Source organism: Citrobacter telavivensis (assembly GCF_041807075.1).
GTDB classification, from domain to species: domain Bacteria; phylum Pseudomonadota; class Gammaproteobacteria; order Enterobacterales; family Enterobacteriaceae; genus Citrobacter_A; species Citrobacter_A telavivensis.
On sequence record NZ_JBGUBF010000015.1, the window covers coordinates 1 to 21,653 of the forward strand.

23 protein-coding genes are annotated in these 21,653 nt (G+C 54.4%); 3 read left to right on the forward strand and 20 right to left on the reverse strand.

Going from position 1 to position 21,653, the window contains the following annotated elements; all coding sequences use genetic code 11:
- Positions 1 to 131 precede the first annotated feature (131 nt).
- The 4 genes from dolP to ACERJC_RS24865 form a co-directional block, all read right to left on the reverse strand.
- Positions 132 to 707: a division/outer membrane stress-associated lipid-binding lipoprotein gene (gene dolP / locus ACERJC_RS24850; RefSeq protein ID WP_152406126.1), complete on the reverse strand. Its 576-nt coding sequence runs from the start codon at positions 705 to 707 to the stop codon at positions 132 to 134.
- 9 nt (positions 708 to 716) lie between these two features.
- Positions 717 to 1,307, reverse strand: coding sequence for a DnaA initiator-associating protein DiaA (gene diaA / locus ACERJC_RS24855; protein ID WP_042325150.1), 591 nt, complete (start codon positions 1,305 to 1,307; stop codon positions 717 to 719).
- A gap of 67 nt (positions 1,308 to 1,374) precedes the next feature.
- On the reverse strand, positions 1,375 to 1,770 hold the full coding sequence (locus ACERJC_RS24860) for a YraN family protein (protein ID WP_178823272.1): 396 nt from the start codon (positions 1,768 to 1,770) through the stop codon (positions 1,375 to 1,377).
- Positions 1,728 to 3,782 carry a penicillin-binding protein activator gene (locus tag ACERJC_RS24865; protein WP_373672711.1) on the reverse strand — a complete coding sequence of 685 codons (2,055 nt, stop codon included), beginning with the start codon at positions 3,780 to 3,782 and terminating at the stop codon, positions 1,728 to 1,730. Before ACERJC_RS24865 ends, ACERJC_RS24860 begins: the two co-directional genes overlap by 43 nt.
- 64 nt (positions 3,783 to 3,846) lie before the next feature.
- Here ACERJC_RS24865 and rsmI point away from each other — a divergent pair, with 64 nt between their 5' ends.
- Positions 3,847 to 4,707, forward strand: coding sequence for a 16S rRNA (cytidine(1402)-2'-O)-methyltransferase (gene rsmI, locus ACERJC_RS24870; RefSeq protein WP_373672710.1), 861 nt, complete (start codon positions 3,847 to 3,849; stop codon positions 4,705 to 4,707).
- Between the two features lie 59 nt (positions 4,708 to 4,766).
- On the opposite strand, the gene ACERJC_RS24875 is transcribed toward rsmI, so the two are convergent.
- The 12 genes from ACERJC_RS24875 to kbaZ all read right to left on the reverse strand — a co-directional run bounded on the left by ACERJC_RS24875 (position 4,767) and on the right by kbaZ (position 15,208).
- Entirely contained in the window at positions 4,767 to 5,486 is a 720-nt protein-coding gene (locus ACERJC_RS24875) for a galactosamine-6-phosphate isomerase (protein ID WP_373672709.1), read from the reverse strand.
- Between the two features lie 52 nt (positions 5,487 to 5,538).
- Positions 5,539 to 6,330 carry a PTS galactosamine transporter subunit IID gene (gene agaD, locus ACERJC_RS24880; protein ID WP_042325161.1) on the reverse strand — a complete coding sequence of 264 codons (792 nt, stop codon included), beginning with the start codon at positions 6,328 to 6,330 and terminating at the stop codon, positions 5,539 to 5,541.
- A complete protein-coding gene (gene agaC, locus ACERJC_RS24885) occupies positions 6,320 to 7,126 on the reverse strand; it encodes a PTS galactosamine transporter subunit IIC (RefSeq protein ID WP_046487635.1) in 807 nt (268 codons plus the stop codon). The genes agaD and agaC overlap by 11 nt, the downstream gene beginning before the upstream one ends.
- A 53-nt stretch (positions 7,127 to 7,179) precedes the next feature.
- Entirely contained in the window at positions 7,180 to 7,656 is a 477-nt protein-coding gene (gene agaB / locus ACERJC_RS24890) for a PTS galactosamine transporter subunit IIB (RefSeq protein WP_046487632.1), read from the reverse strand.
- A gap of 187 nt (positions 7,657 to 7,843) precedes the next feature.
- Positions 7,844 to 8,719, reverse strand: a complete 876-nt coding sequence (gene kbaY, locus ACERJC_RS24895) for a tagatose-bisphosphate aldolase subunit KbaY (RefSeq protein WP_286631664.1) — start codon at positions 8,717 to 8,719, stop codon at positions 7,844 to 7,846.
- 12 nt (positions 8,720 to 8,731) lie between these two features.
- Positions 8,732 to 9,886: an AgaS family sugar isomerase gene (locus tag ACERJC_RS24900; RefSeq protein WP_373672708.1), complete on the reverse strand. Its 1,155-nt coding sequence runs from the start codon at positions 9,884 to 9,886 to the stop codon at positions 8,732 to 8,734.
- Between the two features lie 295 nt (positions 9,887 to 10,181).
- On the reverse strand, positions 10,182 to 11,315 hold the full coding sequence (gene nagA, locus ACERJC_RS24905; RefSeq protein ID WP_373672707.1) for an N-acetylglucosamine-6-phosphate deacetylase: 1,134 nt from the start codon (positions 11,313 to 11,315) through the stop codon (positions 10,182 to 10,184).
- Positions 11,312 to 11,746, reverse strand: coding sequence for a PTS galactosamine/N-acetylgalactosamine transporter subunit IIA (agaF, locus tag ACERJC_RS24910; RefSeq protein ID WP_042325173.1), 435 nt, complete (start codon positions 11,744 to 11,746; stop codon positions 11,312 to 11,314). The genes nagA and agaF overlap by 4 nt, the downstream gene beginning before the upstream one ends.
- A gap of 16 nt (positions 11,747 to 11,762) precedes the next feature.
- Positions 11,763 to 12,641, reverse strand: a complete 879-nt coding sequence (agaE, locus tag ACERJC_RS24915) for a PTS N-acetylgalactosamine transporter subunit IID (RefSeq protein WP_046487621.1) — start codon at positions 12,639 to 12,641, stop codon at positions 11,763 to 11,765.
- Positions 12,631 to 13,410, reverse strand: coding sequence for a PTS N-acetylgalactosamine transporter subunit IIC (agaW, locus tag ACERJC_RS24920; protein WP_061076209.1), 780 nt, complete (start codon positions 13,408 to 13,410; stop codon positions 12,631 to 12,633). The genes agaE and agaW overlap by 11 nt, the downstream gene beginning before the upstream one ends.
- Positions 13,411 to 13,420: 10 nt before the next feature.
- Positions 13,421 to 13,894: a PTS N-acetylgalactosamine transporter subunit IIB gene (agaV, locus tag ACERJC_RS24925; protein ID WP_152406119.1), complete on the reverse strand. Its 474-nt coding sequence runs from the start codon at positions 13,892 to 13,894 to the stop codon at positions 13,421 to 13,423.
- Between the two features lie 18 nt (positions 13,895 to 13,912).
- Positions 13,913 to 15,208, reverse strand: coding sequence for a tagatose-bisphosphate aldolase subunit KbaZ (gene kbaZ / locus ACERJC_RS24930; protein WP_152406118.1), 1,296 nt, complete (start codon positions 15,206 to 15,208; stop codon positions 13,913 to 13,915).
- A gap of 251 nt (positions 15,209 to 15,459) precedes the next feature.
- Between kbaZ and ACERJC_RS24935 the strand changes: the two genes are divergently transcribed.
- Positions 15,460 to 16,263: a DeoR family transcriptional regulator gene (locus tag ACERJC_RS24935; protein ID WP_178826149.1), complete on the forward strand. Its 804-nt coding sequence runs from the start codon at positions 15,460 to 15,462 to the stop codon at positions 16,261 to 16,263.
- A gap of 321 nt (positions 16,264 to 16,584) precedes the next feature.
- The gene (gene agaR / locus ACERJC_RS24940) at positions 16,585 to 17,355 is read left to right on the forward strand and encodes a transcriptional repressor AgaR (RefSeq protein ID WP_046487608.1); all 771 of its coding nucleotides are present in this window, start codon (positions 16,585 to 16,587) and stop codon (positions 17,353 to 17,355) included.
- Positions 17,356 to 17,394: 39 nt separating this feature from the next.
- Here agaR and ACERJC_RS24945 read toward each other — a convergent pair whose 3' ends face one another.
- The 4 genes from ACERJC_RS24945 to ACERJC_RS24960 all read right to left on the reverse strand — a co-directional run bounded on the left by ACERJC_RS24945 (position 17,395) and on the right by ACERJC_RS24960 (position 21,643).
- Positions 17,395 to 18,315 carry an ROK family protein gene (locus ACERJC_RS24945; protein ID WP_178826151.1) on the reverse strand — a complete coding sequence of 307 codons (921 nt, stop codon included), beginning with the start codon at positions 18,313 to 18,315 and terminating at the stop codon, positions 17,395 to 17,397.
- 18 nt (positions 18,316 to 18,333) lie between these two features.
- On the reverse strand, positions 18,334 to 19,590 hold the full coding sequence (locus ACERJC_RS24950; protein ID WP_373672706.1) for a Gfo/Idh/MocA family protein: 1,257 nt from the start codon (positions 19,588 to 19,590) through the stop codon (positions 18,334 to 18,336).
- Positions 19,591 to 19,694: 104 nt separating this feature from the next.
- Positions 19,695 to 20,807, reverse strand: coding sequence for an ABC transporter ATP-binding protein (locus ACERJC_RS24955; RefSeq protein ID WP_373672705.1), 1,113 nt, complete (start codon positions 20,805 to 20,807; stop codon positions 19,695 to 19,697).
- Positions 20,808 to 20,818: 11 nt separating this feature from the next.
- A complete protein-coding gene (locus ACERJC_RS24960) occupies positions 20,819 to 21,643 on the reverse strand; it encodes a carbohydrate ABC transporter permease (protein WP_373672704.1) in 825 nt (274 codons plus the stop codon).
- Between the last annotated feature and the right edge of the window lie 10 nt (positions 21,644 to 21,653).

Genomic DNA, 21,653 nt, shown 5'->3' on the forward strand with positions numbered 1-21,653 from the left:
AGGAATGCCGGGGGCGCTTCGCTTGCCCGGCCTACGATAATACACTCTGTAGGCCGGATAAGGCGGTCACGCCGCCATCCGGCACATATGGCCTGATGTCGACGCTAAAGCGCCTAATCAGGCCTGGGGGATTACTTGATGAAGGTAAACGCCGTGGTGACGCGCTTCACGCCGCTGACCCGGCTGGCGATATCCGCAGCCGCTTTCGCTTCACGGTCGGTCACCAGGCCTAACAGGAACACTTCGCCGTTTTCGGTCGTCACTTTCACGTTGGATGATTTAACCTGATCGCTGGTCAGCAACTGAGAGCGTACTTTGGTGGTGATCCAGGTGTCACTTGACGCGGTGCCCATGCCAATCGGCTGGCCCTGACGGATCTCGTTATAGACCTCGGTGGTGCCGTCGACGCCCATCGCAATCTGTTTAGCCCGTGCGGAGAGTTCACTATTCGGCGACTGACCGACCAGTAACACTTTACCCTGATAAGCCGTCACGTTAATGCGCGTTTCTTTCTTGATCTGTGCATCTTTCGACAGCGCACTGTTGACGCGCACTTCCAGGGTTCCATCGTCCACCTGAGTGCCTACGCTACGTGGATCTGTTGCTGCTTTGGTGCCAACGGCGGCGGTACCGACCACTGCGGCGGCTACACAACCTTGCAATAGCAGAGCAGAAATAAGGACTGCGATTGGCGATAAAGCCTTCATGTGTACTCCTTAATCATCCTGGTGGGGGAAAAGCGTGTTATCGATCAGATCGCACAGGCAGTTTACCGTCAGCATATGCATTTCCTGAATGCGTGCGCTGTGGTGTGAAGGGATGCGGATCTCAACATCCTGTGGCCCTAAGAGTCCAGCCAGTTCACCCCCGTCATACCCGGTCAGTGCCACAATCGTCATGTCTCGCGTGACGGCAGCTTCCACAGCCTTAACGATATCGCGGCTGTTGCCGCGCGTCGAGATGGCCAGTAAGACGTCGCCAGCATGACCCAACGCCCGAACCTGTTTTGCATACACTTCGTCATGCAGACGGTCGTTAGCAATCGCTGTTAAGACCACATTATCCGTATTTAGTGCAATCGCAGGTAAACTGGGGCGTTCTGTCTCAAAGCGGTTGATCATGCTGGCCGCAAAATGCTGTGCGTTGGCAGCGGATGTCCCATTACCACAACAGAGAATTTTGTTGCCATTGAGCAGTGAATGAACCAGCGTCACGGCGGCGCGAGAGATAGCATCCGGGAGGGCTTCTGCCGCTGCAATTTGAGTTTGAATGCTTTCGGTAAAGCAGACTTTAATTCTGTCTAACACGCTAATCCTTAAGAGCTGACCCATTAGGCTATTTTATTTGCCCAATGGGTCTGTTCTGAATCTTCAATTATGAGCAGTCAGTAAAGGCATTCCTGAACCACTCAACATCATTTCCGGTGAAGGCTAACACATCGAACCGGCAATCCACAGTATCAAAACTCCCATTGTGGCGCGCGAGCCACAAGCGGGCAGCCTGTAATAATTTACGTTGCTTGCTGCGCGTCACACTGGCAGCGGCACCACCGAACGTGGTAGAGCGCCGGTAGCGGACCTCAATAAAGACGGTCGTCTTGCCATCACGCATGATCAGATCGATCTCGCCGCCGCGTTCATGCACGTTGGCGGCGATAAAATGCAGTCCCTTGCGCTCCAGCCAGCGACGCGCGGCGGTTTCCCACGCGTCACCGGCCTGTTTGCTCGTTAACTGGCGGGGACAATCTGCCCTTGTTGGTACTGGAGCCATGATAACTTCCTGTTAATCACACAGTCCTGACTGGCGGTCAGCGCGCCGGTATTGCCATTAATTTCGAAGCCCTGCACCTGACGCATCTGGGAGAAATGGTTCGCCAGCGACCAGGCATCCACGCCCATTGCGTACATGCGCGCCAGCGAGTAGTCATTATGCACTGCGCCGAGCGCCTGCTGCATTAGCGACGGGTTCGCGCCCGCCAGCATCGGGATCTCGCTGTACTGCAGGCCATCCATTTCCAGACGGAAGTCAGGACCGGCATTCCCCTGCGCGCTACGCGAACTGGCGTACAGCGTGGCACCACTCTGGCTACCGTTGCGCATGGCGATCATCGGCTTGATGAAGGCTATCTCATTAGGTGTTGCCAGAATATACACGGCGTCCACGCGACCACCGTTACCGCTAATCTGGGCATCCGTTGGCGCAGCCGGAATGGTTAAATTGCCAATAGTGACGCCAGGTTGAGACGGTGCGCTGGCAGCGACCGGGCTACCGGTTAACGCTATCCCTGAACCGCCGTTGACGCCCATACGCAGTTCCGCCGTTGAGCCAAATTTCTGTTGCAGCACCGTAGCGCCACCCAGTTTTTGCCACTCCTGGGCAAAGGCGTTAGCAACACGATCGCCAAGCGCGCTACGCGGGATCAGCAGCAGCGGCGACTGTTTGCCCTGTTCACGGATATGGCGCGCCGCATCACGCGCTTCATCTTCCGGTGAGAGGGCGAAGTAACAGATGTTTGCGCGGCTCTGCACCGATTCCGGCTGGTTAAGTGCCAGCACGTTCAACGGAGTGTTGCTTTTTAGCAGTTCGTCGACGTTGTTTTTCAGCAGCGGGCCGACCACGATACTCGCGCCGTCCTGCTGAACCTGCGTCAGGATCTGATCGAGCGGTTGGGCGCTGGTGTCATAAATTTTCAGTTCTGCGGAAGGATTTGCCGCCGCGCTTGCGGTGGTTGGCTGTGCAGACGTTGTCTGCGGTGCGCTGACCGGCACGGGCTGTTCGGCCTGCTCGTCATGGGTCAAATCGCTCACTGAAGCCTGGGCAGGACTGGCGACGCCATCGGTCGCCTGCGGCTGCGGGTCCGCCGGCGTTGGGGCTGCGACCGGAGCCGGTTGTGCGGCGGGCTGCGCGTCGACAGGCTGCGTACCAAGATTTTTGGCGGCTTCAAAGCCCTGTTGAATGGTGCGACCAAATACGGCTGCCTGACCGTTCAGCGGCAGTAGCAGGGCGATTTTACTGGTCGAGGCGGGTTTAAAGCTCTGCACATTGACCAGTTGGGTTGGCAGCAGTTTTGCTCCCGGATTTTGCGGATAGCGTTTTTGCCAGTCGGCAATGCCCGCTTTCATCATGTCCGGATCGCTGCGGTTATCAAACCAGACACGTTGTAGGTCCAGCCAGCCCTGCAACACGTTTTCATCGGCATTGATAACTAACGCCTGGGCCTGCTCCTGCGTCATTGCAGACAATGCTTGCCAGGTGGCGTCCATATTTTTCTGCTTATCCTTCTCGCCAAGCAGGGGTTCCTGCGCAATCAGGGCGCGCAGCAGCGAGAGTGATGGGCGGCCCTGGCTGGCGTCAATCTGCGCCTGCCAGTAGCGCGCCTGCTGATTTTGCTCAAAATCAGACGGGGTAAGCTTTTCCAGTAGCGCCTGCGCTCCGGCAAAATCTTTCTGCGCCAGTTTGATTTCAACGGCTAACAGCGACTGTTCCCGGCGCTGGGTATCATTCAGATCCTGCGGCAGTTGGTTAAACAGTTCGATAGCCTGCTGGCTTTTGCCTTCTTTCAGCAGTGCACGAATGGCGAGTAATTGCCAGTTGGTCTTGCTATCATTTGCGCTTTGCTGCATCTGTTGCAGATAAAAGCCGGAATCAGCTTGCGCTGTGCCCTGCATATGGGCAGTGCTCTGATCGGGCGCCTGGGTGCCACAGCCGGCGAAAATCAGGGCTGCCAGAACGATGGGCAGACAGCGCGCGGCTTTTAAACGAGAGAATGTTAAGGGTACCATACTGTATCCAGTGATATTTTTTATACGCAATGCTCAATATTAAATCGGCAATACGGACGACACAATGACACAACACGAATCGGCGGATAATTCTCGCGGCCAACTCTTTATTGTACCTACTCCTATCGGGAATTTGTCTGATATTACCCAGCGTGCGCTCGAAGTGTTACAAGCTGTTGATTTAATTGCCGCTGAAGATACTCGCCATACCGGATTATTATTGCAGCATTTCGCGATTAATGCCCGACTGTTCGCCCTGCACGATCATAACGAGCAGCAAAAAGCAGACACGCTGGTGGCGAAGTTGAAAGAAGGGCTGAACATCGCGCTGGTTTCCGATGCCGGGACGCCGCTGATTAACGATCCGGGTTACCACCTGGTACGCAGTTGTCGTGAGCAGGGCATCCGTGTCGTGCCGTTGCCGGGGCCCTGTGCGGCGATTGCCGCATTAAGCGCGGCGGGATTGCCGTCCGACCGCTTCTGCTATGAAGGCTTTTTACCCGCGAAATCAAAAGGACGTCGTGACGCGCTGAAAGCTATCGAAACCGAACCGCGCACGCTGATTTTCTATGAATCCACGCATCGCCTGCTGGACAGCCTGGAAGATATGGTCGCGGTGTGGGGCGAATCCCGTTACGTGGTGCTGGCGCGCGAGCTGACCAAAACCTGGGAGACAATTCACGGCGCACCGGTGGGTGAACTGCTGGCGTGGGTTAAAGAGGACGAGAACCGGCGTAAAGGCGAGATGGTGCTGATTGTGGAAGGACACAAGGCGCAGGAAGACGAACTGCCTGCCGATGCCCTGCGCACCCTCACGTTGTTACAGGCCGAGTTGCCGCTGAAGAAAGCCGCAGCGCTGGCGGCAGAAATCCACGGCGTGAAAAAGAACGCACTGTACAAATATGCGCTGGATCAGCAGGGATAATCCGGGAAACACGCTGCAACAAAAGAAAAACTACAGCGTGTCAGAATGAGAGGGGGGGGTTATCGATCTGAATAATGCGAGCCATCCAGTAAACATGTCGTATTGTCATGCAGCCACAAAAACGAGGCCGGAACTGCAGTCGTCACGGCAGTGGTCAGGTATTTTTCAACAGCGGCCTGTTTTCCTTCTCCGGCAATCAGCAGCAATATTTCCTTTGCATTGAGGATCTCCTTCAGGCCCAGAGTGATACCGTGCGTCACGGGACGACCGGCCGATTTAAGCATGTCGTGGTGACGCGTTTGTTCATCAAGCCTGCTGATATGGCAAAACGGCTCCAGCGCGCTTCCCGGTTCGTTCAGCCCCAGATGACCATTCTTGCCGATGCCCAATACGCATAAATCGAGACCGCCCCGGCTGGCAATCAAATCCGTCACGCGCTCGCACTCCGTCTCGTCGATATTTTCTGACTGAAAACCGATCAGCTGTTCCGGACGCAGGCCAAGCGGTTGCACGATGTGCTGTTGCAGGAAGGATTCACAGGTGCCCGGCGTGTGTAAGGGCATTCCCACCCACTCATCGAGCTTCACAAAGGTCACGTTGCGGATATCAACATGACGCTGCTGTATTTTCTCGACCAGGAAACGATAGGTCAGTTCAGGCGTCGCGCCGGTCGCCAGGCAGATCGTCGCGTCAGGTTTGTTCTGTATTACCTGAATTAACCGTTCGCTGGCGCGATCGCTGAGTGCGTCATAATGGTCGCAGTACTGTATGTATTGCATCTGTCAGTCATCCTTTTGACGAGGGGCGCACGTACCGTCGCGCCCGTGCGGTTTACAAAATGCCAAGTGCGGAAGAGACGATAGAAAGCACAAAGGTGACGCCGATTAACAATACCGGATGCGCTTTTTTCACCCGCAGCAGGTAGTACATCAGCAGCGTGTAGCCCATCGGTAAAATGTTCGGGAAGACCTTATCAAAGAAGTCCTTTTGCAGTGCCACGTTGTGCGTGCTGTCGATGGCAAAAGAGGTTACGACATCGATATGAACGTAGGAGGCGATCAGACCGCCAATCACCGTGATCCCGAGGATCGTCGCCGAACGGGCGATCATCTGCGAGTTTTCCCTCACCTTATCAATGGCTTTTACCCCGACCGAATAGCCGACGTGAGTCCAGCCGACGCGCAGGAAAAAGATCATCAGATAGACGGCGAAGAACAGAATCGGCCCCAGCAAATTGCCCTGACTGGCGAATGAGGAGCAGATCCCCGCCATAATCGGCAGCAAGGTGAACCAGAAAATGGCATCGCCAATCCCGGCGATGGGGCCAAACAGCGCCACTTTCAGACCCTTGATGGTGTCGCGGTTTTCTCCTTTCTCTTCCATTGAGATCAGTAAGCCCATCAGGAAACCGACGAGGTTCGGGTGGGTATTGATAAATTCCAGATGATCTTTCATGGCCGCACTCAGACCCGGCTTATCATCTTTATAGATTTTTTTCAGAATCGGCAGCATCGCCCAGGTAAAGCCGCCCGCTTGCATCCTTTCATAGTTAAAGCTCGCCTGAAGAAGGGAAGAGCGGAAGCCAAGACGGGTAATGTCTTTTTTACTGATTTCAGATCCCATTGCTGTAATCCTCTTCATCATCATTTTTACGGGCGACAGGCTGGGGTTGCGCCTGCTGTTTAGCTTTGGCATTGAAAAATTCGTACACGGCGAAGCCCGCGCCGAGGACGGCGACCGGGAGTAGGTTGTTGACCTGGATGTAGCACACAAAGAGGAAGCCGGCGATCAGGTAAGGAATGTACTGCGCTTTGAACATCACGCGCAGCAGCAGACCAAAACCGACGGCAGGCAGAATCCCCCCCGCGACTTCGAAACCATGAGTCAGCCAGGCTGGCATGGCTTTCACCAGCGCCTGCATGGCACCCTGCGCCAGATAGGTACACAGAAACGCGATAATGGCGTATGAGCAGGCGACAATCAGCGTTGTCAGCCAGTTCAGACGGGCAAATGCGCGGGTATTGGCTTCTTTAGCGCAGTTGTCGGCCCTGGACATGAACAGGGAGAAGGCGGAATAGAAGAACAGAATCACGTATTGCATCAGCAGGCTGAACGGCAAGCCGAGGCCGATGGCGGTTTTGGCATCCACGCCGGTAGACCAGGCGATCACCGTGGTCATCAGCCCCGCCATGATGGGGTTTGGCGGTTGTACGCCGCCGGCGGGCGTCAGACCGGCAAAGGCCAGTTCGGTCAGACCGCCGGTGATCAAACCAATATGAATATCGCCAAGGATGGCGCCAGTGAGCGTACAGACAATTATCGGTCTGAATAAGAACAGGGCTTCCAGCCAAAAATCGATTCCCAGAAAGAAGACTAATGCAGCAAGGGATATCCCTTGTAAAAGTGTTATTTCATGCATTTTGACACCTCATGTAAATAAGTCCCTTTAATATGAAAACATTGGCTTGTTATTTACTCCGGGATCGCTTCTTTTTGATCGCCAGGGACATCCTGAATAAAAATGTTTACGCCGTGTTTCTTAATGAACTGCAGGTCCTGAAGATCCTGCTCATTGACATAAACCTTGCTGCTAATCTGCTTTTTACCTTCCGAGAAGTGCATATTGCCGACGTTCACGTCGTTGAGCGTGATACCGCCCTCGAGCAGTTTTCGGACCGTTTGCGGGGTGCGGCAAATCAGGAATATCTTCTGGTGCGGCGCGGCCTTACCGATGACATTGATGGTTTTTTCTATAGAAAAGAAACGGATGCCGAAACCGTAGGTTTCTGCGGTGATGCCCATTAATTTCTGCTGAATCTCATCCTGAGCGACATCATCATCCACGACAACCAGCAGATTGGCACCGATTGTCGATGTCCAGGTGACGCCCACCTGACCATGCACCAGTCGGTTATCAATACGCGTTAACAGGATATTTGGACTACCCATTCTTAAATCCTCACCATAAAATAATAGAATGACAGAACTTGTTGAAATATATTATTGTTACCGTAACGCATTCATGAATTTATTCAGCGTGATGTAATCTCTTTATTCTCCCCCGCTATCTGGTCAGAAAGCGCTACCTGATATTAATCAGATAACGCTTCTGTATATGATGTTGAAACAGTATTTTTTAAGTTAAATCGGAATCAGCCACTAATTTGTTAGCCGAACCGCAAACCGTGATTTTACTTCTCACGACCTCTTTCATCGCATCCATACCGACACGCATGTAATAGCGCGGATCGTTGCCCTGTGGGTTGTCAGCAAACCACGCTTTCACGGCATCGGCGAAGGCAATTTTCAGTTCGGTAGCGACGTTAACCTTACAGACGCCCAGCTCTATCGTGCGGCGTACATACTCGTCAGGCACATCGCTCGCACCGTGCAGCACCAGCGGAATATCCACCACTTCACGGATTTCAGCCAGGCGCTGGAAATCGATTTTCGGTTTTTTGGTGTAGAGGCCGTGTGCGGTGCCGATGGCGACAGCAAGGCTGTCGACGCCGGTCAGCTCAACAAAGCGTTTGGCCTCTTGTGGATCGGTCAGAAAGGCGCTTTCTGCATCAACGCTCATGTCGTCTTCGACGCCACCCAGGCGTCCCAGTTCCGCTTCTACGCTGCAATCGCGGGCGTGGCAGAAATCGACAACCGATTTCACCAGCTTTACGTTTTCCTCAAACGGGAAATGGCTACCGTCGATCATGGCGCTGCGTACTCCGGCGTTCACCTTATGGCGAATGTCGTCCAGTGATTCATGATGATCGAGATGCAGCGCCAGCGGCATACCGTAGGTGGTGGAGTAGGCGGTGCACAGCGCGTAAAGCTCTTCCAGCGCGATATGTTTAAAGGTGCCTGGCGTACCGGCGAGGATCACCGGTGATTGCATTTCGCTACACACTTCGAGGATCGCCTGGATAGTCTCGGCGTTATGAATGTTGAAGGCCGGTACGGCGTAGCCTTTTGCCTGAGCATCCTGCAGGAGATACTTCGTAGAAATGATACTCATGATCGGATCCTCTTAAGCCTGCCACGGGTGAATAACGACGCCCTGCACGACGCGGTTGACCGTACCGCTGCGGGAAGGGTTATCCGGCGTATTACCGACATTAATGGACTGGGTGAGCGCAAAGACCTGGGCATACATCAGGTAGCAGAAAGCCAGCTCGCTATCGATAAAATGACGCGCGGAGGGTAACAGAATGTGCGGGCCAGATTCGATGATGGAATCGCTTTCGGCCGCGATAGCGACAACGCGCATTGCCTGACCATCGCGACGCAGCTCCGCCAGCAGATCGAGATCGTACTGCCGTGTGTAAGGGTGGCTGGAGATGTACACCACGATCAGCGTTTCGTTATCCACCAGTGATTTCGGACCGTGACGGAAGCCGGTTGGCGAGTCGTAAAACGCGGCCAGCTTACCGGCGGTCAGCTCAAGTACTTTCAGGGCTGACTCACGCGCAGCACCCTGTAATCCACCGCTACCGAGATAGACGATCCGTTTCCAGGCGCCATTGCCAAACACGCCGTGGCTGAAATCACCCAGTGACGACAGGATAGTCTGACAGCGATCCGCAACATCGCGGAAGGTCCGGCTGTTGATGAGTTTCGGTGCGAACACCGCCAGGCAACTGGCCATCATAGTAGTAATACTGCTGGTCATCGCAAACCCGCGATCGTGAGTTTCTGTCGGCATCAGCAGGGCAAAGGCGTTATCGCTTGCAACGGCGTTCTGGTACAGGCTGCCTGCTTCATTGCAGGTGATCGAAAGGTGGTAGCACTCAGGGACGAACTGGTTTGCCAGTTCCACTGCCGCAACGCTTTCCGGGCTGTTGCCGGAACGGGCAAACGAGACCAGCAGCAGCGGATGCGCCGGGTTCAGATAATCCATCGGATTGGTGACCAGATCGGTGGTCGGTACTGCGCTGATGTTTTGCCCGGTGTGGCTGGCAAGCCAGGGGGCGATTATCTCGCCAATGAATGCCGAGGTGCCAGCCCCGGTGAGGACGATCCGCAGATCGTCTTTACGCAGCAGTGGCGCGAGAAAATTGTCGATCGCGGTACGAATCGCGTCAATGTTCGTCAGCGAGCGGATCCAACTGGCAGGCTGCTGGCGGATCTCTTCTTCAGTCCAGGTTCCGGTTGTTGCAGCAGCAGGGGTATAGGTTTCTGGCATAACGTAAGTCCTTAGTCTTGTGAATTCCACATCAGACGCTGGCAAAATGTCGCTATCTTTCGTTTCGTTTCACTTGTTCACATGATCGATTGATTAAAATTTATAGGAAAGAAATCGAAAGTTCAATAATGCAAAATGAAATAAAACGAAAAGTGTGATCGATTGTACGGAGAGGTTTTTTATCTTATTGATCTGTAATGATTCTCTGCCACCATCCAGGAATGGGGGTTTTCTTAATCGAAAGGAAAAGAAAGGCCTTACGATTCATGATCGAAGGCCAGGGAGGAAAAAAGGGTCAAAGGGGGAGGAGCTGACCCTGAATCCAAATCTGTTGTAAATGCAGTCCGCTATCGAGGGCGATCGTGCTGGCGCGTTTGCCTGGGGCTAACGATCCTGAGTGGCTGTCGATCCCCAACAGACGCGCTGGATGGAGAGAGGCCATATGGATAGCATCCTCAGGGGCGATACCTGTCAGTTCGACCATATTGCGCACTGCCGCATCAACCGACAACGTACTGCCCGCCAGGCCACCGGATGCGGTTCGCACGATACCTCCGTGCATTTCGACTTTTTCACCGCACAGCGTGTAGTTTCCGTCGGGCATACCGGCGGCCTGCATCGCATCGGTTATCAGCACCAGCCTCTCTTTTGCACAGCAGCAACAGAGCGTCATAGCCGCCGGATGGACGTGGTGCCCATCGGCGATAAGTTCCAGCCACGCGCGCGGGTCAGTGAGTCCTGCGCCGACCATCCCGGGCTCCCGGTGATGAAGCCCGGTCATGCCGTTGTAGCAGTGCACGAGTCCGTCCGCGCCCGCGTCAAAGGCGGCACGGGTTTGCGCCCAGCTTGCCGCGCTATGCCCCAACATCACCCGCACACCCTGCTGCCTGAGATGGCGAATCGCCTGCAATGCCCCCGGTTTTTCCGGTGCCAGCGCCACCACGCGCAGGGTCTGTCGCGAAATGGCGATCAGCTCATCCAGCTCCGCAAGGTCCAGCTCCCGAAACAGCTCCGGCGGATGGGCACCCTTATTCTGCGGCGTGAAGTACGGCCCTTCCAGGTAACTTCCCAGCACCTGTGCGCCAGGCCCGCCGCAATGATAGCGCTGGGCAATACGCTCCAGCGCGCGATGAATCGTCTTTAGCGGCGCGGTAACGGTGGTGGGGAGCCAACTGGCAACCCCTTCACGCGCTTTGTGCATCGCCAGCTTATCGAGCGCATCCGGTTCGTCGTCCATCACATCGATTCCCGCGCCACCGTGGACGTGGATGTCGATATAGGCGGGACAGAGTAGCTCGGCATCGCGCACGGTGATGCCCGCCGGAATCGGCTCGATTGCCGTGATGACGCCTTCTTCAACGCGCAACTGGTGATCGTCCAGCCACCCGTGTTCGGTGAGCAGGCGTCTGGCACGCAAAACCTGCGTCATATTCCTTCCTCGATGGGGTGCTCCTCGCGACAGCGGCCCAGCTCATCTACCAGGCTTGTCAGACCGCGATGCCCACATTCCAGCGCCTGCACACGAAATGCCTCGCTGCTGAGCCCTTCACGATCCAGTACCATTTCCAGCAGCAGTTGCAGGTTAGTACCAGTAATCACTTCCCGGCCGGGTTTCAACATCGCAAGCGTTGAGGCGACGCGAAACGGTGTGCCGCCGAGCAGGTCGGTCAGGAAAACGATATCTTCCTCACCGTCCAGTTGCTCAATCGCCTGCTCAAGCTGCGAGGTGAGCAGCGCGGTGGTGGAGGTTTCCGGAAAGTCGATAGCGATGAACTGCGACTGCTCGCCAAGGATCTGTTTCATCGCTTTTTCCATACCGCTGGCAAACCCACCGTGCCCCGTCAAAATAATACCTAACATCGAAGACCTCTTTGCTTTACAGGAAGTGACAGAACTTGCCGACAACACCCAGCACCACGGTGATACCGATAAGGCGCAGCGGACTCCAGCCGCGACGGACCAACCAGAACATCGTCAGGGTATAGACCAGCGGTAAAAAGGCAGGCATCAGCTTGTCGATAACGTCAGCCTGGAGCTTGACGACGGCATCACCCGCCTTGATTTCGAGCGTGGTGTTCAGGCGCACATAGGTCGCGACGAGCGCGCCGATCACCGTCATCCCGACGATAGACGCCGCGTGGCCCACTTTCTTCGTATTGGCCTTGATGAGTGGAATGGCGGCGACCCCCATACGGTAAGCATAGTGCGCCAGGCCAAAACGCAGAGCCAGATGGACCACGTTAAACAGCACAATGAAGACCACCGCGCCGAGGATGGAGCCCTGCAAGGCCAGACTGGCCCCGATGCCGCCGCAAATAGGCAGTAGCGTCAGCCAGAACATCGCGTCGCCAATCCCGCCGAGCGGTGCGCCAACGGCAATTTTGGTGCTCTGAATACTGTTAACGTCCTGCTTTGAGCGTTCCATCGCCAGGATGATGCCAATCACAAACGTCACCAGGAAGGGATGGGTATTGAAGAAACCCATGTGACCTTTCATGGCGCGCGCCAGGTCGCGTTTATTGGTGTGGATCTTTTTCAGTGCAGGCAGCAGACCATACAGCCAACCGGAAGCCTGCATACGTTCGTAGTTAAACGACGCCTGCAACAGCATGGAACGCCAGGCGACCCGGTTGATATCTTTTTTGGTCAGCTCTGCGCCAATGCTCTGATCTTCATAGATGTTTTCGTTTACGCCGGAAAGCAGCGTTTCTTCGCTGTCGGAAACAGTCGGAAGAGTTTGTTGATTAGATGCCATCTTCGAATTCCTCTTTCTGGGCCGCAGGTTGGGTCGGTTCAGGTGATTTACGCAGCAGGTCGATCAGCGCCATGGCCAGCGCCGCGGCGGCGATAGCCAGTACCGGCAGCTTGAGCCAGGCGGCCCCCACGAAACCGATGATAAAGTAAGGGATATAGACATTTTTCATCATGATTTTCAGCAGCACGGCAAAGCCGATGGCTGGCATGATGCCGCCCGCGACGCCGAGGCCGTCAATCAGACGTTCCGGAAGGACATCAATGGCTGTTTTCGCGTGCTCTGCACCGAAGTAAATCGGCAGGAACGCGCAGAGAAAATAGAAAATCCCCAGCGCCAGTAACGCCAGATAGTTCACCCGTTCAATGCCGGCAGTATCGGCATTCGCCGCCATGCGATCGCAGCGGGACATCACCCCAGACATCACGGAGAACAGGAACGTAATCCCCATCTGTACTGCCACAGCAAACGGCACGGCAACGCCCACGGCGACATCCGGTTTCACCCCTGTCGTAATGGCGAACGTCGTACCCACGATGGTGCCGATAATGACGTTTGGCGGTTGTGCGCCCGCCAGCGGGGCGAGCCCCATCCACACCAGCTCCAGCGTACCGCCGGTTAAAATACCGGTATGCAGATCGCCCAGAATCAGGCCGACCAGCGGCCCGAGCACCACCGGGCGGTGCATGTGTGTTAATCCGTTGAACATATCCAGGCCCGCAATAAAGGCGAGGATACCTAATGCAAAAGCCTGTAACAGACTAATTTCCATGGTGAAGGCCTCAGATGAGTTTAAAGAGATCCTGCGCGGGTTCTGTCGGAACGCCCTGAACGAAGCATTCCACCCCGGCGGCTTTCAGGCCGTTAAACGCCGTAATATCGGTCGTGTCGACAGAGACCGTTTTGGCAATCTGCTGTTTGCCATTGGCGTAGTGCATATTTCCTACGTTGACTCGTGTAACAGGAACCCCACCTTCGACCAGCCTGAGGAAGTCGGTGGGTGATTTGCAGACCAGCAAAATCTTCTGTCGGTCAGCGGCGCGGTGAATGTTGTCGATCACTTTTTGCAGTGACCAGAAACGCACGGCGATCCCTTCCGCCAGTACCATCTCCATCAGGTTTTGCTGCACGGTGTCTTCCGCCACCTCATCGTTGGCAACCAGCACCAGATTTGCCCCCGCAAATCCGACCCATTGCACCCCGACCTGGCCATGAATGAGCCTTTCGTCGATACGGCTGAGTACAATATTTGGCATAGCGTATTCCTCTTTTTGTTATTTGTTCTGGGACGTTACGCCCTGGCAGGCGGCATGGTACTGCTGCAGTATGTCCTGAATGTGGTTGATGATGAGTTCTCGCGGTGTGGCATTGAGATCTCCCTCGCGCACTTTTACGTACTGTAACGGCATATACTGGCTAATGAGCGGCAGTGGAATCGGCTCATCCGCCAGATTGCGCACCAGTCGTTCAAACGCGTCATCAATCTGGCTGTCTGGCCAGTAGTAACGAACACGATCGGAATAGCTGTAGCCGCGCGCCAGACGACGGGTGTTGCCATCGCCGTGGTAGTGACTCTGCCAGTATTCCGGACGATCGAGCATGACGCTCTCAAGGACATGACGCAGGTCGGAACAGGCTTTTGCCGGGAGCAACTCTTCTTCAATGGCGGCCAGCGAGAACAGCGCTTCGCGCAGGGCGAAGGTCAGGGCCGGGCCGACTTTCAGGATGGCAAAGTGATCTTTCACTAACTGGCGCAGTGACTGCGGCGTTTGATAGTCCGTGGAGTGCGCTTCAAAGACCAGCGTGTCATACGCCTCTACCATCTTGCTTAACGCGACGGCTTTCTGCGGTTGATAATCAATGATGTGGGTATGGTCGAACTCAACGCCGGGTTGCACCACCAGCGCGATGATGCGCGGCCAGACATCGTCGAGTCCCTGTTTTTCAAAGGCGTGACGATGGGCTTCCAGCGTTGCGCGCGCGGCCTCGGGCGTGGTTACCGCCAGTTCGGTTAACGTCTCATGGGCACCGCCCGGTACCGGCACTTCAGTGCCAATCACATAGACGAGATCCGACTCACCAAAGTGGGCGATGCAGGTCTCTTCGGCTATTTTCGCCAGGCGCGCGGCGCGTTCCGCGACGATGGCATCGGTCAATGGTACGGGATCGCCCTGGCAGGACATGCTGCAGTCGAGGTGGATTTTTTTGAATCCAGCGGCGACATAGCTTCTGATCAGTTCATCGGCATGGGCCATTGCCGGTTCTGCGGCCAGATTTTGCCAACGGTTGGGACCGAGGTGATCCCCCCCCAGAATTAACTGTTCCTGAGGGAAGCCAAGCGAGTCAGCCAGTTGGCAGACAAAATGGCGAAAATCGGTTGGGGTCATGCCTGTATAACCGCCAAACTGGTCAACCTGATTCGAGGTTGCTTCAATCAGCAGCGGCGAGTGGTTTGCCTGCGCGTAACGTATTGCGGATTCCAGTACCAGCGGATGCGCGGAACAAACGGCGTAAATTCCGATTGCCTTACCTCGTTTATGCTGCTCCACCATATCAGTCAGATGTTTCACTTTCCTCTCCAGATCGGGTAACTGCGACTTGCAATCTTTCGTTTTGTTTCAATTGATACTGCATCATGGTCTTATAAAAATAAAACGAAAGATAATAGTTTTCCGATCTGTTTCACAAAAGAAACATAATGAAAGCATTCAGCCGACGTTTTCGCCCTTCCGGGCGGCTTTTTTCGGCTTGCATTCCGACAAAAGAAAGGCGTTAATAGGCAAAACGAAATGAAACGAAAGAATTAGCCAAAGGATTTCTTATGAGCAATACCGATGCTTCTGGAGAAAAGCGGGTGTCAGGCACCAGCGAAAGACGTGAGCAGATTATCCAGCGGTTGCGGCAGCAAGGAAGCGTACAGGTGAACGATCTTTCGGGATTGTTCGGCGTTTCCACGGTGACGATCCGCAACGATCTGGCGTTCCTGGAAAAGCAGGGGATCGCCGTTCGCGCCTATGGCGGCGCGTTGATTTGCGACAGTAATACGCCGGGCGCGGAGCCTTCCGTCGAAGATAAAAGTTCATTGAACACGGCGGTGAAACGCAGTATCGCCAAAGCGGCCGTGGGGCTTATCAAACCGGGTCACCGCGTGATCCTGGACTCCGGCACAACGACGTATGAGATTGCGCGCCTGATGCGTCAGCATACCGATGTGATAGCGATGACCAACGGGATGAACGTCGCTAATGCTTTACTGGACGCGGATGGGGTGGAGCTGCTGATGACCGGTGGTCATCTGCGTCGGCAGTCGCAGTCGTTTTACGGCGACCAGGCCGAACAATCGTTGCAGAATTATCACTTCGATATGCTGTTTCTGGGCGTCGACGCCATTGATTTAGAGCGGGGCGTCAGTACCCACAACGAAGACGAAGCCCGACTGAATCGCCGGATGTGTGAAGTGGCGGAACGGATTATCGTGGTCACCGATTCCAGCAAATTTAACCGCTCGAGCCTGCATAAAATTATTGATACTCAACGTATTCATACCATCATCGTCGATGAAGGCATCCCGGAAGAGAGCCTGAAGGAGTTTCATCGCAGCGGCGTTGAGGTCATTATCGTTTAGGTGGCGTCGTTAAAATTCAAAATTGTGATGTCCTTCAATTAAACAAAAAGAAAAATGTCAGCGGGTTTTTTACGAACCCGCTTTCGTTTTTTCACTGATTTTTCGTCCCAGTCTCCCGCTCACCTGTCCTGCACGCTTTTCGATCTTTCGCCTTTCCCATTTTCGGTTTAGATAAAACGAAAGAAAAAGCGGTGTTTTTGCCAAAATCCGCGCTGTAGACGTGTTCACAAATTCGCCTTAAGTCTTCTGATTTAATATATTTAAAAGAAAACGAAAGCGATAAATCGCTAAAACATAACAACATGCAATGGAGCAAAAGCAATGCTGGATAACTTAAGACGTCGCGAGCAAATAATTGACCTGTTATGCGATCAAGGCAGCGTTCGTGTCGAACCCCTCAGTGTGCATTTCGGTGTCTCAAGCGTCACGATCCGCAATGACTTACGTTATCTCGAGCAGAAAGGCTGCGTCATGCGCTCCTATGGCGGAGCCGTGTTAAATCAACATTTTGCCCTCGATCGTCCCTTACAGGATAAAGATCGACTGAACCGCGATGTGAAATCGCGCATTGCGGAAAAGGCGGCCAGCTTTGTGAAAGATGGTGACACGTTGATTCTTGATTCCGGTTCGACCACCACGCTTATTCCTCCGCTGCTGAAAAGTCGCCGCGATCTGGTGGTGATGACCAACGCGCTGAACATTGCCTGGGAACTGGCCAATTTTGAACGTGTGGATGTCATGATCCTGGGGGGAAATGTCAGGCAAAGCGTTTACTCGCTGTATGGCCCTTCGGCGGAACATCAGCTCAGACAGTATCGGTTTGATAAGCTTTTTTTGGGCGTCGATGGATTTTGTCTGGAAGCCGGGATCACCACGCCGCATCCGGGAGAAGCGCACCTTAACCAGGTGATGTGTCAGGTGGCGCAGGAGGTCACGGTGGTGGCGGATTCCAGTAAGTTCGGCCGCAAGAGTTTTTGCATGATCAGTGAAATTAACGGTATTGATCGGGTGATTACCGACAGCGGTATCCCGGCGCATTACCATCAGGCGCTCAGCCAGATGGGGGTGGATGTCGTTATCGTGGATGAATAAGGGACGTCGCCGGCAAAACGCGTTTTTGCCGGCGACGTCTTAGTGCATCAGCGCATCCTGTTCGACCAGCAACAGGGCAGCACCGCGTACGCCGCTGGACGCGCCGTGCACGGCCGGGAAGACGTTAGCGGGAGCCAGACCGGGGAAGAGGTAGCGCGACATGGCACCCGGCAGTAGGGTGTAAATTTCCTCAATGTTGGAGACGCCTCCCCCCAGAACAAAGGCGTCGACGTCCAGAATGAGCTGCAGTTGCGCCAGCGTACAGCCCAGCATATCAATCCACGCCTCGACGGTGGCGACGGCGCTGGCGTTGCCATGACGGTAGTTTTCCAGCAGCGTCTCCATTTTGAGCGGCTCACCGCTTAAGTGCTTATGCAGCCAGAGTAAACCAGGCCCGGACTGGTAGCGCTCCAGACAGCCCTGTAGGCCGCAGCCGCACTTGATTTCCGGCAGGTTATAGCGACGCATAAAGGTGGCGGGTAGCGGTAGATGGCCAAACTCGCTGGCCATCCGGTTACGCCCACGATATAACTGCCCGTCGATCACCAGTCCTCCCCCCATGCCGGTACCGATAATCGCACCAAAAATTCGTGAGAACTGACGAGCCTGATGAGTATGCGCTTCCGACAGCGCGAAGCAGCAACAGTCATTATCCAGCGCCACCGAGCGGTTGAGTCGATGCGCCAGATCGTTCATTACCTGACGCCCGGTCAGGCAGGGGACATTCGACGACAGCAGCTTTCCGGTATGCCTGTCCATCAATCCGGGCATGCCAATGCCGATTTTGCCCTGCATGCCTGTTGCCCAGTCGGCTGTATCGATAAGCGAGGTAAAGGTCGAGAGAAAAAGTTCGTAATCCTGAACCGGCGTGGCCACGCGCTTGCGCCAGCGAACCTGCATTTCCTTATCAAAGGCGACAATTTCAGTTTTTGTGCCACCAATATCAACACCGTAAAACATGCCACATCTCCTCGAACTTCACAGTGTAACCAGACAGTTTTCCTTGCGAGCGCGCTCTGCGGCAAAGACCATTAAGTGACTTTCCAGTGCTTCATCGGGGCCGGAGAGAATCATACTTTGATCGCCCGCCATCACGGCGTGAATAAAGCGATCCATCAGATAGTAGTCACCGCCGCCGTGGCCTCCCATCTGGGTTTGTGTGCCTGCGGCGATCTCTTCGATCGCGTAGACCGTCTCGCGGTCCGTCAGAAAATCAAACACCCGGATCTGCTCGCCATTGCCCTCGAGATAGCCTTTCGTACCGAAAAGCCGCGTCTTTCGATCTTCCATGCGGGTAAAGGCGGTCATGGTGAACGTGACGGTTTGTTGATGGGCAAAGCGTAAGTTGACCACCTGATGATCCACCACGTCGTTATCACAGCGATAAACACAGCGGCCATACGGCCCCTCGCGCAGCGCCTGGCGGACATTTTCCTCTGTGGGATCCGCCGTCAGCACGCGACGGAAATGCGGCGTGCATTTGTGATCCTCGCCAAGATAAATTTTGCAGGCTGACCAGGGGCAGGTCGCTTCAACCTGGCAATCCAGGCAGCGATCGGCGGCACCCTCCGGCTGGTTCTCCTTCACGAAATGGCTCAGGTTGCCAAATGAGGTCACATCCTGACAGTGGTCGCCCATGATGTAGCGGATCCAGTCCATATCGTGGCAGGATTTTTGTAGCAGCATAAACGACGATTCCGCTTCATTACGCCAGTTACCGCGCACGAAAGAGTGCGCCTGGTGCCAGTAACCCACCGGCTCGAGATGCTGCATGCTGACAATCTCGCCAATCACCCCGCTGTCGAGCAGGGACTTGAGTTTCTGCGTGTAGCGGGTGTAGCGCAGAACGTGGGCGACACCCAATAAAACGTTGTTGCGCTTCACCGCCGCAATGATGGTGCGGCAATCTTCCGGCGTGGGGGCGAGAGGCTTTTCCAGCAAAATATGATAGCCGAGGTCGGCAAACGCGATGGCAGGCTCTTTGTGCATTGTATCCTGAGTGCAGATCAGCACGACGTCTGCCATTCGCGGACGAGCCGCCGCCGCTTTCCAGTCGTTAAAGATATTTTCCTGCTCAATATTATGCTGAGCGACAAATTGTTGGCGATACGCCTCTCTGGGCTCTGCCACGCCGACAACCTGCATACGGTCCGGATGTTCAAGCGCGTAACGAGAATATATTTCGCCGCGCGCGCCTGCGCCAACCACTAATACGGTCACTTTCTTTGCACACATATAAACCTCTCATTTTGCCCTCGCCTGAATTCGCGTTGTTCTGCGTCGTGGGGCATGAAAAAACAAACGGATATTTTTTGCGCCAGCCAATGACGTACGCGACATCAGGACCTGGCTAAATTTTCTTCATCCTGCTTGTCGAATAAAAAAGCGGCGTCAAGATTGAATTTCACTTTGATCGATTCGCCGGGGAGAGGGTTCCAGTCCGGTGACGAATTGACTCGCAAGATCATTAGCTGTGCGCCGATATTGAAATGCAGGAGATCTTCATTGCCCATTCTTTCCACGTTGGTTACCCGGGCGTCGAACGCCGCAGGATCGTTGTGCTGCGCCAACTGAATCGCCTCTGGCCGGATGCCAAACCAGACGCTGTCGTGCGGATAATCCGCCAGTTGGGAGGCGAGTCGTGCGGTTAAGGGCAGGATCAGCGCGTCATCCAGACGGAGTCCGCGCGTATCGGGATCGAGTGCCAGAAGATGAATATTCATTGCCGGGTTACCGATGAAACCCGCCACGAATTTATTTTTTGGCTGATGGTAGATATTGCCCGGGGTGTCGACCTGCATAATCCGTCCGCCGTTGAGTACACAAATGCGGTCTCCCATGGTCATTGCTTCAATCTGATCGTGGGTGACATACACCATCGTCGCGTTCACGCCTTCGTGACGCAGCTGGCGATGAAGTTCCGTCAGGCGCACGCGCATCGACACGCGCAGTTTGGCGTCGAGATTGGACAGCGGCTCATCAAACAAAAACACTTCAGGCTTACGAACAATGGCCCTGCCAACGGCCACGCGCTGGCATTGTCCCCCTGAAAGCTGACCGGGCTTTTTGTCGAGTAGCGTTTCGATTTCCAGTTTGCGCGCGGCATCCCGTACGCGAACATCAATCTCCTGCTTGTTCATTTTGCCCTGCAGGCTGAACGCCATATTTTTGTAGATAGTCATGTGGGGATAGAGGGCGTAATTTTGAAAGACCATCGCCACGCCGCGCTCTTTTGGCAGCAGATCGTTGACGCACCGTTCGCCAATTGAAATATGACCCTGAGTAATATCTTCCAGTCCGGCGATCATGCGCAGCAACGTTGATTTTGCGCAGCCGGATGGCCCGACAAAAACCATAAATTCGCCATCATGAATTTCAAGATCAACGCCATGAATCGCCTGGAAGCCATTCGGATAGATTTTGCCTACTGACTGTAATTGAATGCCTGACATAACAATGCCCCTTATCCTTTAATTCCGGCACCGGCGATGCCACGAATGAAATAGCGCTGGAAGAAAATATAAAGTAACAACATGGGGATAATCGCGAGTAACGCCCCGGCCATGAGCATGGGGTACTCCACCCCTGAACGGCCGGAAAGCGAGGCCAGTCCCACTGGCAGCGTCATTTTGTCCATCGACGTATTGACGATGAGCGGCCACATTAAGTTATTCCAGCTCCACAACCCGTTAATAATGACGCAGGCGATAAGCCCGGGTTTAATCAGCGGCAGCATGATTTTGAAAAAGATCGTTAAATGGTTATATCCATCCATAATTGCCGCTTCTTCCAGTTCTTTCGGTACGGACAGAAAAAACTGACGCAATAAAAAAGCGCTATAAATACTGAATAACCCCGGCAGCACCAGACCGGGAATCGAGTTCAGCAGGCCTATTTTTTCGATCGTTAAAAACTGCGGGATCAAAAAGATCTGTCCGGGGACCATCAGAATCGAAATGCAGAGCATAAAGAGGATATCGCGCCCTTTAAAACGCAGGCGGGAGAAGCCATACGCCGCCATCGCGGCAATCAGCGTCTGTAAGATGACGATGACCAGCGTGGAAACGATCGAGTTAAAATAAAAGCTGTCAAACGGCATCTCATGCAAGATTTTATCGTACGCCTGAAACCCCGGATTGGCGGGCAGCAGGATTGGCGGGAAGGCAATACTTTCCGCCTGGGTTTTAAACGAGGTGATCACCATCCAGAGAAAGGGAACCACCGTGACCAGCGTTGCCAGGATCATCAGGCCATAAATCAGCCATTTATCACGTTTTGTCATGAACATAGTGGTTGCC